At 65.0% G+C, this 13,013-nt stretch carries 12 protein-coding genes; all 12 read right to left on the bottom strand.

Annotated elements, in window-relative coordinates; all coding sequences use genetic code 11:
- Window positions 1-56: 56 nt before the first annotated feature.
- Window positions 57-815 carry a GntR family transcriptional regulator gene (locus ACIGJB_RS07315; protein ID WP_483732036.1) on the bottom strand — a complete coding sequence of 253 codons (759 nt, stop codon included), beginning with the start codon at window positions 813-815 and terminating at the stop codon, window positions 57-59.
- Window positions 751-933, bottom strand: a complete 183-nt coding sequence (locus tag ACIGJB_RS07310) for a hypothetical protein (protein ID WP_483732378.1) — start codon at window positions 931-933, stop codon at window positions 751-753. Before ACIGJB_RS07310 ends, ACIGJB_RS07315 begins: the two co-directional genes overlap by 65 nt.
- Before the next feature lie 267 nt (window positions 934-1,200).
- Window positions 1,201-2,139 carry an alpha/beta fold hydrolase gene (locus tag ACIGJB_RS07305; protein ID WP_483732035.1) on the bottom strand — a complete coding sequence of 313 codons (939 nt, stop codon included), beginning with the start codon at window positions 2,137-2,139 and terminating at the stop codon, window positions 1,201-1,203.
- Between the two features lie 31 nt (window positions 2,140-2,170).
- Window positions 2,171-3,073, bottom strand: a complete 903-nt coding sequence (locus ACIGJB_RS07300) for an SDR family oxidoreductase (RefSeq protein ID WP_483732034.1) — start codon at window positions 3,071-3,073, stop codon at window positions 2,171-2,173.
- 78 nt (window positions 3,074-3,151) lie between these two features.
- Window positions 3,152-3,997, bottom strand: coding sequence for a class II aldolase/adducin family protein (locus ACIGJB_RS07295; RefSeq protein ID WP_483732033.1), 846 nt, complete (start codon window positions 3,995-3,997; stop codon window positions 3,152-3,154).
- A gap of 69 nt (window positions 3,998-4,066) precedes the next feature.
- Window positions 4,067-5,077 (bottom strand): NADP-dependent oxidoreductase, encoded by a 1,011-nt coding sequence (locus ACIGJB_RS07290; protein WP_483732032.1) that lies wholly within the window; start codon window positions 5,075-5,077, stop codon window positions 4,067-4,069.
- 106 nt (window positions 5,078-5,183) lie between these two features.
- Window positions 5,184-5,621 carry a PaaI family thioesterase gene (locus ACIGJB_RS07285; protein ID WP_483732031.1) on the bottom strand — a complete coding sequence of 146 codons (438 nt, stop codon included), beginning with the start codon at window positions 5,619-5,621 and terminating at the stop codon, window positions 5,184-5,186.
- A 118-nt stretch (window positions 5,622-5,739) separates the two neighbouring features.
- Window positions 5,740-6,522, bottom strand: a complete 783-nt coding sequence (locus ACIGJB_RS07280) for an SDR family oxidoreductase (RefSeq protein ID WP_483732030.1) — start codon at window positions 6,520-6,522, stop codon at window positions 5,740-5,742.
- Between the two features lie 46 nt (window positions 6,523-6,568).
- Window positions 6,569-8,431, bottom strand: coding sequence for an acyl-CoA dehydrogenase (locus ACIGJB_RS07275; RefSeq protein WP_483732029.1), 1,863 nt, complete (start codon window positions 8,429-8,431; stop codon window positions 6,569-6,571).
- A gap of 276 nt (window positions 8,432-8,707) precedes the next feature.
- On the bottom strand, window positions 8,708-9,886 hold the full coding sequence (locus tag ACIGJB_RS07270; protein WP_483711262.1) for an acetyl-CoA C-acyltransferase: 1,179 nt from the start codon (window positions 9,884-9,886) through the stop codon (window positions 8,708-8,710).
- Window positions 9,887-9,933: 47 nt separating this feature from the next.
- Entirely contained in the window at window positions 9,934-10,572 is a 639-nt protein-coding gene (pncA, locus tag ACIGJB_RS07265) for a bifunctional nicotinamidase/pyrazinamidase (protein WP_483732028.1), read from the bottom strand.
- A gap of 41 nt (window positions 10,573-10,613) precedes the next feature.
- On the bottom strand, window positions 10,614-12,695 hold the full coding sequence (locus ACIGJB_RS07260) for a 3-hydroxyacyl-CoA dehydrogenase NAD-binding domain-containing protein (RefSeq protein WP_483732027.1): 2,082 nt from the start codon (window positions 12,693-12,695) through the stop codon (window positions 10,614-10,616).
- Between the last annotated feature and the right edge of the window lie 318 nt (window positions 12,696-13,013).

Below are 13,013 nucleotides of genomic sequence, written 5' to 3'. Positions count from 1 at the left end.
CTTTGGTCTCCTCTTGATTTCGCTATGTTTCGCTGTATTTCGTTGGTTTCGTCGTGTCAGCGCATGTCCGTGGCCAGGTCGCGGGCAATCCAGATGCGCGCGCTGTCTTCGCCGGCGCGCGTCAGCGCCATGCGGTAGTCGTAGCACTGGGGGCGGTACAGGCCGCTGAGCCACTGCACCGGATTGCCATCGACATCGCGCACCACGCGCACGACCGACAGCAGCGGCGCACCCACCGGCTCTTCCAGGAGTTCGGCCACGGGAGCATCGGCCAGGCAGCAGGACAGCGTCTGGTCGGCCTCGCCGATGCGGATGCCGCCGGCTTCCATCAGCGTCAGCATCGGCTGCTGCAGCACGCCAGGACTCAGCAGTGCCGCCACATGCGGCGGCACCCAGGCATCGAGCAGCGACACCGGCTTGCCCTCGTGCACGCGGACCCGCCTCACGTGCAGCGCCTCTTCGCGTTGATCCAGGCGCAGCGCTGCCCGGACCGGCGGCGGACACGGCCCCACCCCGAATGCGACCAGCCGCACGGAGGTGTTTGCGGCAGCTTCGAGCAGGCTGTCGAGCAGCCCATGCATGCGCGGCGGAGCAGCGGTGCGCCGGACATGCTCCAGGTTGACGAAGGTGCCCTGCCCGCGCCGGCGAATAATCAGGCCTTCATCGCTCAGTTCGGACAGCGCCCGCCGCACCGTCACCCGCGCCGCGCGATATTGCTCCATTAACTCGAATTCGGTCGGCAACCCGCTTTTATCGAAAATCCCACTGATTATTTTCTGCCGCAATATCAGGTAAATCCGGTGATACCTTGGCATTGGTGAATCCGAATTTCTCATCGCTTGATACCCGCTCGTTGCGCAACTTGCTGCCCGTCCGTGCCGCCAAGTCAACCGAATTCAACACTTCCCCATGGCCTGGCAAGACATTTTTCATCGAAACATGGCATTTACGACGTGGCTGAACGATATATCAGTATTATTGTTACCTCAATAGGACATAAAATAGAACATCATAGCGACTTACACCTATGCAACGCATTGAATGGAGTTAGGTATTTAATGAATAGCGATTTGAGCGTCTTCTCTGTCCTTTAAAAGCTCTGAAGCCCTCCCGCATCGACGCTGCAAAAGAAAACCCCGCCATATGGCGGGGCCTGTGTAAACGGCGGGATGTGCGGCCGCGGCAGCCACAGCGACGCCGCTAGCCAGCAGGCAAGGCGCTGCGGATCAGCAGGTTCACTTGCTCGGGCTGCTCGTGGATGACCCAGTGGGTGCCCTCCGGGATGCGCGCCAGGCGCAAATTCGTGACGAAGTCCTCCAGGCCATCAAGCAGCGATTTCGGCAGCGCGCGGTCGCGCTCGCCCCAGATCACGAAGGTTGGCACGCGCACCACGAACGCCGCCGGATCGAGCCGCGAGATGTCTGGCGGCGGCTCGCCGGGGCCCGGCGGATGCATCGGCGAGGCGCGGTAGTAATTGACGCCGCCCGACAGCGAATGCGATTCGCCCTCGCCCGGCTGCGCCCACGCGGCCAGGTATTTCTCGCGCGTTTCGCCGCTGAACCACGGCGCGGGCTGCTCGCCACCCGCCGTGAGCATGTTCTCCAGCATCGCGAAATCATTGGCGGCCAGGACTTTCTCCGAGCCCGGGCGGCGCAGCCAGTTCATATAGGCTGACGCCGCCTGCTGCTGCGGATCGGTCGCCAAAGCTTTCGCGAACAGGTACGGATGCGGCGAATTAATGATCACCAGCTGCTCGACCAGCTGCGGGAACTGGATGGCAAGATTCCAGCAGATCGCCCCGCCCCAGTCGTGGGCGACGACGATGCAGCGTTCATACCCGAGCGCGGCGATAAACTGCACCAGGTCCTCGACGATATGGCGAGGACGGTAAGCGTCGACGGCCTCGGGCTTGCTTGACAGGTTGAAGCCGCGCAGATCCGGTGCCACTGCGAAGTGCGTGCGGCCGAATTCAGCGAGTTGGGCTTCCCATTCAAACCAGAACTCCGGGAACCCATGCACGAACAGCATCAGCGGCTTGCCGCGCTCCCCGGCGCTGGCATAGTGCAGGCGCGTGCCGTTGGGCAGGTTGGCAAACTGGAGGTGGCGGATTACGGCGGGGGCAGTCATGGCGTTCTCCATGCGCGGGCCTCGTTGGGTGCGTTGCTTGGCGTCAGCCGCGCAACGCGGCGACCAGGCCGGCGCGAACCTCGGGCTTGTCCGCGAACGGATCGCCCGGATTGCGCTGGCCGATGATGTCCTCGAAACGTTGCTGCACCGGTGCGAGGGCCTGCGGGTGCGAATAAATATAGAAGCTTTCGTCGCGGATGGCATCGAAGGTCTTGCGCGCCACGTCCTCGGCCGTAACCTTGCCGGAAGTGACCGCCTTGTCCGTCAACGCCTGCGACACCATCTGCGAACGCGTGGGCGGCGCGTCGTTCGCCAGGTCCGTGGGCCGGTTGCGCTGCGACTGGTTGATGCCGGTCGGCACGAAGTACGGGCACAGCACCGAGCAGCGCACCTGCTCGGTGACGAGCCCGAGATCCTGGTAAAGCGTTTCGGTCAGCGTGACCACGGCATGCTTGGACACGTTGTAGACGCCCATCGCCGGCGGGCTCAGCATGCCCGCCATCGACGCCGTGTTGACGATGTGCGCCTGGTACGCCGGATCCTTCGCGGCCGCGGCCAGCATCAGCGGCGTGAAGATGCGCACGCCGTGGATCACGCCGTACAGGTTCACCCCCAGCACCCACTCCCAGTCCTTCAGCGAGTTCTCCCACAGCAGGCCGCCCGCCCCGACGCCGGCGTTATTGAACAGCACGTTGACCTGCCCGAAGCGCTCCATGGCGGCGTCGGCCAGCACCTGCACCTGTTCACCGCGCGAGACATCGGTGCGCACGCCGATCACCTCGGCGCCCTGCGCCTTCAGTTCGGCCACGGCTGCATCCAGCGCATCCTGCTGCACATCGGCCAGCACCAGCTTCATGCCGAGCGCCGCGCCCGTGCGCGCAAATTCCTTGCCGAAGCCCGACGCGCCACCCGTGATGACGGCTACCCTGCCTTCGAATTGCTTCATGTTCTTGTCCCCTCTCGCTGTGGTTTGCCCTGTGTTCCGGTCTCTCAGTACCACCCTGCCGGCATGCAGGTCATCGTGTCAGTCCAGCAGGTCGGGCTGCTCTTTGACGATACGGGCATACAGCGGCTGGAACTGGAACCAGCCTGCCTGCGCGGTACCGACGATCGAATAAGCCTGGCGTGCGGCTGCGTCGGCAATGACTTTGAGCGGCGCATTGGTACGCGCGGCAGCCGCCTCGGCCAGCAGTTGCACCTGGCACGAACGCTCCATCGTGATGAACCACCACGCGGCCTCGTCGACGGTCTTGCCCACCGTCAGCAGCCCGTGGTTCTGCAGGATGGCGGCCTTGTTCGATCCCAGCGCGTTGGCGATGCGCTGGCCTTCGTCCAGCTCCACCACCACGCCGCCGAAGTCGTCATAGAGCGCGTGGTCGTTGTAGAACGCGCAGACGTCCTGCGTGAGCGGATCGAGCGGACGACCCAGCGTGGACCAGGCGCGGCCATAGGTGCTGTGCGAATGCGCTGCGGCCACGGCATCGGATCGGGTCTGGTGGACGCGCGAATGGATCGCGAACGCCGCCGCATTGACCGGATAGTCGCCCTCGACCACGTTGCCGTGATGGTCACAGCGGATCAGGTTCGACACCGTCACCTGGCTGAAATGCACGCCGAACGGATTGACCCAGAAGGTATCGGTGAACTCGGGATCGCGCGCGGTGATATGGCCGGCCACGCCCTCGTCGAAGCCGAATTTGGAGAACAAGCGGAACGCCGCGGCCAGGCGCTGCTTGCGGTGCAGGCGTTCCTGCGCCGGTGTGTCGAACTGCGGCGGCCGCGGCAGGTTTCGATAACGGGCCTTGACCTCTTCTGACAGGCCGGCGCCGATCTCGTCGTCGGGTGCTGGCCGGGCTTGCGGTGCGTTCATGGCTGTCTCCTGTGGTTGTCGTTCTATGCAGGCCAGCCGGCCGCGCAGGGCCGGCCGCGCCCTTGCCGCTTACACCAGCTTGACCAGCTGCTTGCCGAAGTTCTTGCCCTTGAGGAGGCCCATGAACGCTTCCGGCGCGCTTTCCAGTCCCTGTGCGACCGATTCGCGGAACTTGATCTTGCCTTGCGCAACAGCCGTGCCCAGCTCCTTCAGCGCTTGCGGCCACACTTCCATGTGCTCGGAGACGATGAACCCTTCGATGGTCAGGCGCGACACCAGGATCAGCTGCGGGTTCTTCAGCGGCAGCGGCTGACCGTCGTAGCCCGCGATCATGCCGCACATGGCGATGCGGCCGAACGCGTTCATGCGCGTCAGCACGGCGTCGAGGATGTCGCCGCCAACGTTTTCGAAGTAACCGTCAATGCCATCGGGCGTGGCGGCCTTGAGCATCGTGTAAAGCTCCTTCGCATCCTTGGCCGCCTTGTAGTCGATACACGCGTCGAAGCCGAGTTCGTTGACCACGTAGTCGCACTTGTCCTTGCCGCCCGCGAAGCCCACCGCACGGCAGCCGGCCAGCTTGGCCAGTTGCCCGACTACGCTGCCGACCGCGCCCGACGCGGCGCTGACCACCACGGTCTGGCCGGCCTTGGGCTGGATGATCTTGTTCAGCCCGTACCACGCCGTCACGCCCGGCATGCCGACCGAGCCGAGGTAAGCCGACAGCGGCAGATGCGTGGTATCGACCGGCTGCATGCCGGTGCCGTCGCTCACCCCCATCTCCTGCCAGCCGAACATGCCGACGACCTTGTCGCCGACCTTGTACTTTGCGTTCTTGCTGGCGACGACTTCGCCGACCGTGCCGCCGATCATCACTTCATTCAGCGGCTGGGGCACGGCGTAGGACTTGCTCTCGTTCATGCGCCCGCGCATATACGGGTCCAGCGACAGGTAGTGATTGCGCACCAGCACCTGGCCGTCGGCAAGCTGCGGCACGGGCACTTCCTCGAGCCGGAAGTTGGCGGGCGTCACCGCGCCTTCGGGACGTGATGCGAGGACGATGCGCTTGAATGTGTTCGACATGATCGGTTCCTTCCAATGGGAGTTGGAAAACTGCGGGCTGCAGGACACTGCGTGGCTGCGATGCGGGAGCGGCGAACCCGCTCCCGTGTGTTTGCTGCGCCGGCGTTCAGCCGTCGGCGCCGGTATCCGTTGCGCCCGGACGCTGCGGAGGCATGCGCCGGATGTACTTAAACGTGCCCGAGCTGCGCGCCACGGTCTTGCCGTCGGCGTCGACGATCTCGGCCTCGCAGAACACCATGGTGGTCGTGCGGTGCACGGTGGTGCCGCGCGCGGTCAGATGGCCGCGCCCCGGCGCCATGAAGCTGCTCTTCATCTCGATGGTGACCACGCCGCGGCCGTCGGCATCGCTGCTGCGGCCGGCCACTGCCATGGCCACGTCGAGCAAGGTCATGATCACGCCGCCATGGGCCATGTCCCAGCTGTTCTCGTGGCGCTTCTCGATCGGCAGCGAGATCTCGCTGCGTCCGCCTTCCGCCAGGCTGCAGGTCACGCCGAGATCGGCAAGGAAAGGAATATGGCTCAGCGAGCCGGTGTACTGGTTCATGGCAATGCGATTGGGTGTGGGGGATGGTGTGGTGCCGACGACAGGTGATGCCGCCGGCACCGGTTCCACATTATTGCCGCAAACTCCGGCTATCGCTCGGACAGTGAGCAGATAGCCGTCAGACCGCGCTGACGCCGCCGTCCACCGCCAGCACCTGGCCGGTAATGTGCTTGCCCGCGTCGCTGGCGAACAGCAGCGCGGCGCCCTTCAGGTCCTCGTCATCGCCAAGGCGATGCAGCGGCACGCCCGCGCACATGGCTTCGACGCCCATGCGATCGAGCGAGCCCTTGGTCATCTTCGACGGGAAAAAGCCCGGCGCAAGCGCGTTGACGGTGATGTTGTGCTCGCCCCATTCGCCTGCCAGCGTGCGCGTAAAGTTGATCACGGCACCCTTCGAGGTGTTGTAGGCGATGGTCTCCATCGACCCCGGCGGGTTGCCCGCGAGCCCGGCGATCGACGCGACGTTGATGATGCGGCCATGGCGGCGCGGAATCATCGACAGCTTGCCGATGCGCTGGCTCAGCAGGAACAGGCCGCGGATGTTCAGGTTCATCACCTTGTCCCAGGCCTCGACCGGATGGTCTTCCGCGGGAGCGCCCCAGGTGGCGCCGGCGTTGTTGACGAGGATATCGACATGGCCGAGCTTTGCCAGCGCCTCATCGGCCAGGCGCGCAATGTCCGCCTCCTGTGCGCCGTCGGCGGCGATCCAGTCGGCTTCGATGCCGCGCGATTTCAGGTGCGCCTGCGCGGCCTGCAGTTCGTCGGCCTTGCGCGCGGACAGCACCAGGCGCGCACCTTGCTCGCCGAGCGCTTCGGCGATCTGCAGGCCAAGCCCGCGCGAGCCGCCGGTGATCAGCGCGGTACGGCCCTTCAGGTCAAACAGTTGCTGGATGGTTCGCATGATTCGGTTCCTTGATGATGCTCGATGTCGGGAATGGCGGCGCCGGTCAGAACCAGGCGTCCTGCATGTCCAGCGTGGTGCGGTCCAGCGTGGCCAGCAGATCGAATTGCGGACCCACCTTCGGCAGTTCCCAACGCGAGAAGTACGCGGCCGCGGCCAGCTTGCCGCGATAGAAGGTCTCGTCTTCGCCGCTCGCGCCGCGTGCGAGCGCGGCCTGCGCGACCAGTGCCTGCTCGAGCCAGACCCAGGCCACCACCACATGGCCGAAGGCCTCGAGATAGAGGCTGGCGTTGGCCAGCGTCACGTTGGCATCCCCCGCGCTCCAGAGCACCTTGGTGACCTCCGCCAGGCGCGTGGCAGCGGCGCCGAGGGCACGGGCCTCGCTGGCCAGTTCCTTGTCGCCGGTCGACAACGCGCGCTCGCAAGTGGCCTGCACGCGCTCGCCGAGCAGCCGGAACGCCGCCCCATCTTTCATCACCACCTTGCGGCCCAGCAGGTCCAGGCCCTGGATGCCGTGCGTGCCTTCGTGGATCGGGTTCAGGCGGTTGTCGCGGTAGAACTGCTCGACGTTGTATTCGCGGGTATAGCCATAGCCGCCATGCACCTGGATCGCCAGGTTATTGGCTTCCAGGCACCACTGCGACGGCCAGCTCTTGGCGATCGGGGTCAGGATGTCCAGCAGCAGCGAAAGCCGCTCGTGTGAGGGCGCATCGCCGGCGGTTGCCGCGGCGCGTTCTTCGTCGACGAGCTTTGCGCAATACAGGTTCAGCGCCAGGCCGCCTTCGACGTAGCTCTTCTGCGCCAGCAGCATGCGGCGGATATCGGCGTGCTCGACCAGCTTCACCTGCGGGCTGGCGGGATCCTTGCCGCCAGGGCCGACCGGGCGGCCCTGCGGACGGTTGCGCGCATAGTCGAGCGCATGCAGGTAGCCGGTATAGCCGAGCGTCACGGCGCCCAGGCCCACGCCAATGCGTGCTTCGTTCATCATGTGGAACATGCACGCCAGTCCCTTGCCGGCCTCGCCGACCAGGTAGCCGATCGCGCCGGCCTTGCCGCCCGGCCGGTGCTTCATGCCCTCGCCGAAGTTCAGCAAGCAATTGGTGGTGCCGCGATAGCCCATCTTGTGGTTCAGCCCGGCCAGCACCACGTCGTTGTGCTCGCCGAGCGAGCCATCGGCATTGACGAGGTACTTGGGCACGATGAACAGCGAGATCCCCTTCACGCCCGGCACGAGCTTGCCGTCCGGGCCCGGAATCTTGGCCAGCACCAGGTGGACGATATTCTCCGACAGTTCATGCTCGCCGGCCGAGATCCACATCTTGTTGCCACGCAGGCGGTATTGCACGCCCAGCGGCGATTCGCCTTCGTACTCGGCGCGCGTGGTGACATCGGACAGCGACGAACCCGCCTGCGGCTCCGACAGGCACATGGTGCCAAAAAAGCGGCCTTCCATCTCCGGCTTGACGAAGGTGTCGATCTGCGCGGGCGTGCCGTGCGTCAGCAGCAGGTTGGCATTGCCGATGGTGAGAAACGGATAGGAACTCGTGCCGACGTTGGCGGCCTTGAAGTAGGCAAATCCGGCCTTTTCCACCAGCACCGGCAGTTGCATGCCGCCCAGTTCGTAGTCCTGACCGGCGGCCATCAGGCCAGCCTCGCAGAAGGCCTTCAGCGCGGTGCTGACTTCGGGAATGATGGTGACGGTCTCGCCGTCGAATTCCGGTTCGTGCTGGTCGTTCTTCTTGTTGTGCGGCGCGAACAGGTCGGTGGCGATTTTCTCGCAGGTATCCAGCGCCGCGTCGAAGGTCTCGCGCGAGTGGTCGGCATAGCGCGGAATCTGGCTCAGCTCTTCGGCCTTGAGCCACTCGTACAGGACGAAATTCAGGTCACGGCGGGAAAGGATCAGCGACATGGTGTCTCCGTGCGGCGCTGCTTGGCGTGCCGCGAATTTTTTGTCTTGCTGGTGTGCCCCGGCTACTGGAAGGGAATGACTTCGGAGCGATATTGCGCTGGCAGGAACGGCGGGCTTTGAATGACTGCGAGCGCGCTCCCTCTCCCGCTTGCGGGAGAGGGTCGGGGAGAGAGTCGGCGTCTCCATGACGTCAGACGCAACGGTACTGCGAACTCCTGCCCTCTCCCCCGCCCCTCTCCCGCAAGCGGGAGAGGGGAGCAAACACGCGGTCTGTCTTTACAGCACTTCGAACAGACCCGCTGCGCCCTGGCCGCCGCCGATGCACATCGTCACCACCACGTACTTTACGCCGCGGCGCTTGCCCTCGATCAGCGCATGGCCGACCAGGCGCGCACCCGACACGCCGTACGGATGACCCACGGCGATGGCGCCGCCGTTCACGTTCAGGCGATCCATCGGGATGCCAAGCTTGTCGGCGCAGTACAGCACCTGCACGGCGAATGCTTCGTTCAGTTCCCACAGGCCGATGTCGTCGACCTTCAGGCCGGCCTTCTTCAGCAGCTTGGGCACCGCGAACACCGGGCCGATGCCCATTTCATCAGGCTCGCAACCGGCCACGGCGAAGCCGCGGAACACGCCCAGCGGCTGCAGGCCCTTGGCGGCCGCGACGCGTGCGTTCATCACCACGGCTGCCGAAGCGCCATCCGAGAACTGCGATGCGTTACCGGCGGTGACCACGCCACCCGGCACCGCGGTGCGGATCTTCGACACGGCTTCCAGCGTCGTGTCGCCGCGGATGCCTTCGTCGCGGTCCAGCGTCACTTCCTTCGTGACCAGCTGGCCCGTGGACTTGTCGGCCACGCCCGCGAGCACCGTGATCGGCACGATCTCGTCCTTGAACTTGCCGGCTTCCTGGGCGGCGGCGGCGCGCTGCTGGCTGCGCACGCCGTACTCGTCCTGGCGATCCTTCGAGATGTTGTAGCGCTTGGCCACGTTCTCGGCGGTCTGGAGCATATTCCAGTAGATTTCCGGCTTGTTCTTGACCAGCCACGGGTCGGCGATCATGTGGCGGTTCATCTCGGACTGCACGCAGGAGATGCTTTCCACGCCGCCGGCGACGAAGATATCGCCTTCATCGGCGATCACGCGCTGCGCGGCCATGGCGATGGTCTGCAGGCCGGACGAGCAGAAGCGGTTCACGGTCGCACCCGGCACGGTGACCGGGCAACCGGCGCGCAGGGCGATCTGGCGCGCGATGTTGGAGCCGGTGGCGCCTTCGGGGTTGGCACAGCCCATCAGCACGTCTTCCACTTCGCCGGCTTCGATCTTCGCACGTGCAATGGCGTGCTCGACGGCGTGGCCGCCCAGCGTGGCGCCATGGGTCATGTTGAACGCGCCCTTCCAGCTCTTGGCCAGCCCGGTGCGGGCGGTGGATACGATGACTGCCTCGTTCATGTCTTGCTCCTCGGAATCTTGGTGTCTTTCAGTTCGGTTGGTTCGGTTCAGCCTTTGGCTTGCAGCAGTTCGGCCGACTGGATGCGCTTCACGCCCGCGGCGGCGAGGTCTTGCCATGCCTGTGCCAGCGACCCGTTCAGGTCGATGGCCCGGCAGGCGTCCTCGATCAGCACGGCTTCAAAGCCCGCGGCGCGCGCATCAAGCGCGCTCCATGCCACGCAGTAGTCGGTCGCCAGTCCGGCCAGGAACACGCGTTTCACGCCGTGTTCGCGCAGGTAGCCGGCCAGTCCTGTGCGCGTGCTGCGGTCCGCCTCAAGGAAGGCGGAGTAGCTGTCCACGCCCGCGTGATGGCCCTTGCGGATCACCAGCCTGGCATGGGGCACGTCGAGTCCGGCATGGAACGCCGAACCCTCTGTGTCCTGCACGCAATGGACCGGCCACAGCACCTGCTGGCCGTACGGCAGCGCGAGCATCTGGAACGGCTCGGCGCCGGCATGGTTGGCGGCGAACGAGACATGGTCCGCGGGATGCCAGTCTTGCGTCAGCACCACGTGCGGAAACACGCGCGCCAGCCGGTTGACCACAGGCACGATCTCATCGCCATGCGGCACGGCAAGCGCGCCGCCGGGCATGAAGTCGTTCTGCACATCGACCACCAGCAGGCAGTCATCCGGACCGGGTCTCATGTTCGCCCTCGCCTTTCCTTAGCCTTGCTGCGGCCCGGGCCTCAGTCGTTGAAGCCCTTGCCCTCGTCCGCCAGCTTCTGCAGCAGCGGTGCGACTTGCCAGGCCTCGCCGTGGTAGCCCTTGGCATACTTCTTCATCGCCAGCGCCACGTTGTAGAGGCCAACCTGGTCGGCGTACAGCATCGGGCCACCGCGGAACAGCGGGAAGCCGTAGCCGGTCAGGTACACCATGTCAATATCCGAGGCCTTCGATGCGATGCCCTCTTCCAGGATCTTCGCGCCTTCGTTGACCAGCGCGAACACCAGGCGCTCGACGATTTCCTCGTCGGAAATCTTGCGGCGCGTGATGCCGAGGTCCTTCGAATGCTGCACGATCATGTCGTTGACCTGCTGGTTCGGGTACGGCTTGCGGTCGCCCGCCTTGTAGTCGTACCAGCCCGCGCCGGTCTTCTGGCCGTAGCGGCCCATTTCGCACAGCAGGTCGGCGGTCTTCGAGTACTGGATGTCCGGCTTGTCCACGGCGCGGCGCTTGCGGATGGCCCAGCCGATGTCATTGCCGGCCAGGTCGCCCATGCGGAACGGACCCATGGCGAAACCGAACTTCTCGATGGCCTTGTCGACCTGCTCGGGCAGCGCGCCTTCGTCCAGCAGGTAGCCCGCCTGGCGGCTGTACTGCTCGATCATGCGGTTGCCGATAAAGCCGTCGCACACGCCCGACACCACGGCGGTCTTCTTGATCTTCTTGCCGATCGCCATCACGGTGGCCAGCACGTCCTTGCCGGTCTTGGCGCCGCGCACCACTTCGAGCAGCTTCATCACGTTGGCCGGGCTGAAGAAGTGCATGCCGACCACGTCCTGCGGACGCTTGGTGAACGAGGCGATCTTGTCCACATCCAGCGTCGAGGTGTTCGAAGCCAGGATCGCGCCCGGCTTCATCACTTCGTCCAGCTTCTTGAAGACGATTTCCTTGACGCCCATCTCTTCGAACACGGCCTCGATGACCATGTCGGCGTCCTTGATGTCGTCATAGGACAGCGTGGTCGACAGCAGGCCCATGCGCTGCTCGACCTTTTCCTGCGTCAGCTTGCCCTTCTTGGCGCTGTTCTCGTAGTTCTTGCGGATGATGGCCACGCCGCGGTCCAGCGCTTCCTGCTTGGTTTCCAGGATCATCACCGGGATGCCGGCGTTCAGGAAGTTCATGCTGATGCCGCCGCCCATGGTGCCGGCGCCGATCACGGCGATCTTTTCGATCTTGCGCACCGGCGTGTCCGACGGCACGTCGGGGATCTTGCTGGCGGCGCGTTCACCGAAGAAGGCATGGCGCAGCGCGCGCGATTCCGGCGTGGTCACCAGGTAAAGGAAGCCATCACGCTCTTCCTTCAGGCCCTGCTCGAACGGCTTGAGCGAACCAGCCACGGCTTCCAGGCACTTCAGCGGCGCCGGGAAATTCTTGGCCATCGCGCCGACGGTGGTCTTGGCGAAGCCGAGGAAGCCTTCCGCGTTCTCGTGGCGGACCTTGAGGTCGCGCACCTTCGGGTACGGGCCGGGCGCGGCGGCAACGCTCTGTGCGAACTTGACGGCGGCGGGCAGCACGTCGCCATCGACGATCTCGTCGAACAGCTTGGTGCCGGCAAACTTCTCGGATGGCACGGCGGTGCCCGACACGATCATGTTGGCGGCCGCTTCCAGGCCGATCACGCGCGGCAGGCGCTGCGTGCCGCCGGCGCCGGGCAGCAGGCCCAGCTTGACTTCGGGCAGCGCGATCTGCGCGCCCTTCGACGCCACGCGATAGTTGCAGCCCAGCGCCAGTTCCAGGCCGCCGCCCATCGCCACCGAGTGGACCGCTGCCACGACCGGCTTGGACGAACCTTCGATCACGCGGATCACCGAATGCAGCGTCGGCTCCTGCGTGGCCTTGGGCGTATTGAATTCGCGGATATCGGCGCCGCCCGAAAATGCCTTGCCGGCGCCGGTGATGACGATGGCCTTGACGGCCGCATCGTCCAGCGCACGGGTCATGCCATCGACGATGCCAAGCCGGGTGCTGTGACCCAGGCCGTTGACAGGGGGATTGTCGAGCGTGATGACGGCTACGCCGTCCTGAACCTGATACTGCGCTGTCATGCTGGTTCCTTTGGTGTCTTGGGTTGTCTCGGGATTCGAATTCTCGAATAGGTCTTCGCTGCACTGCCGGCCTGTCCCGGCCGTTCGAACTGCCGCGGCCGGAGCCGCGCTCGAAGGGTAAACCCTCCGCATTCCCGCGCCTGACAAGCGTTTCAGCCGACGGGCGAAACACAGCATACACAAAATAGCACGGTCGTTCAATTTTAATTTTGGGGAGTTTCCACCATCATGCGCGCGGTTTATTCCACCCCTCCGCCGCGTGCATGAGGACGGTTTCCGGCTCGAATGAAAACTTGGGTCGATGTCGCTGCCATCGTT

This window comes from Cupriavidus sp. C2SS-8b (genome assembly GCF_057073745.1).
The sequence above is the reverse complement of the archived record's forward strand: the minus strand, read 5'-3'. Positions and strand labels throughout refer to the sequence as shown.

Excerpts from the sequence above, each read along its gene's own strand:
- ACIGJB_RS07315 (WP_483732036.1), bottom strand. The coding sequence starts at position 815 with ATGCCAAGGTATCACCGGATTTACCTGATATTGCGGCAGAAAATAATC.
- ACIGJB_RS07310 (WP_483732378.1), bottom strand. The coding sequence starts at position 933 with ATGAAAAATGTCTTGCCAGGCCATGGGGAAGTGTTGAATTCGGTTGAC.
- ACIGJB_RS07305 (WP_483732035.1), bottom strand. The coding sequence starts at position 2,139 with ATGGAGAACGCCATGACTGCCCCCGCCGTAATCCGCCACCTCCAGTTT.
- ACIGJB_RS07300 (WP_483732034.1), bottom strand. The coding sequence starts at position 3,073 with ATGAAGCAATTCGAAGGCAGGGTAGCCGTCATCACGGGTGGCGCGTCG.
- ACIGJB_RS07295 (WP_483732033.1), bottom strand. The coding sequence starts at position 3,997 with ATGAACGCACCGCAAGCCCGGCCAGCACCCGACGACGAGATCGGCGCC.
- ACIGJB_RS07290 (WP_483732032.1), bottom strand. The coding sequence starts at position 5,077 with ATGTCGAACACATTCAAGCGCATCGTCCTCGCATCACGTCCCGAAGGC.
- ACIGJB_RS07285 (WP_483732031.1), bottom strand. The coding sequence starts at position 5,621 with ATGAACCAGTACACCGGCTCGCTGAGCCATATTCCTTTCCTTGCCGAT.
- ACIGJB_RS07280 (WP_483732030.1), bottom strand. The coding sequence starts at position 6,522 with ATGCGAACCATCCAGCAACTGTTTGACCTGAAGGGCCGTACCGCGCTG.
- ACIGJB_RS07275 (WP_483732029.1), bottom strand. The coding sequence starts at position 8,431 with ATGTCGCTGATCCTTTCCCGCCGTGACCTGAATTTCGTCCTGTACGAG.
- ACIGJB_RS07270 (WP_483711262.1), bottom strand. The coding sequence starts at position 9,886 with ATGAACGAGGCAGTCATCGTATCCACCGCCCGCACCGGGCTGGCCAAG.
- pncA (WP_483732028.1), bottom strand. The coding sequence starts at position 10,572 with ATGAGACCCGGTCCGGATGACTGCCTGCTGGTGGTCGATGTGCAGAAC.
- ACIGJB_RS07260 (WP_483732027.1), bottom strand. The coding sequence starts at position 12,695 with ATGACAGCGCAGTATCAGGTTCAGGACGGCGTAGCCGTCATCACGCTC.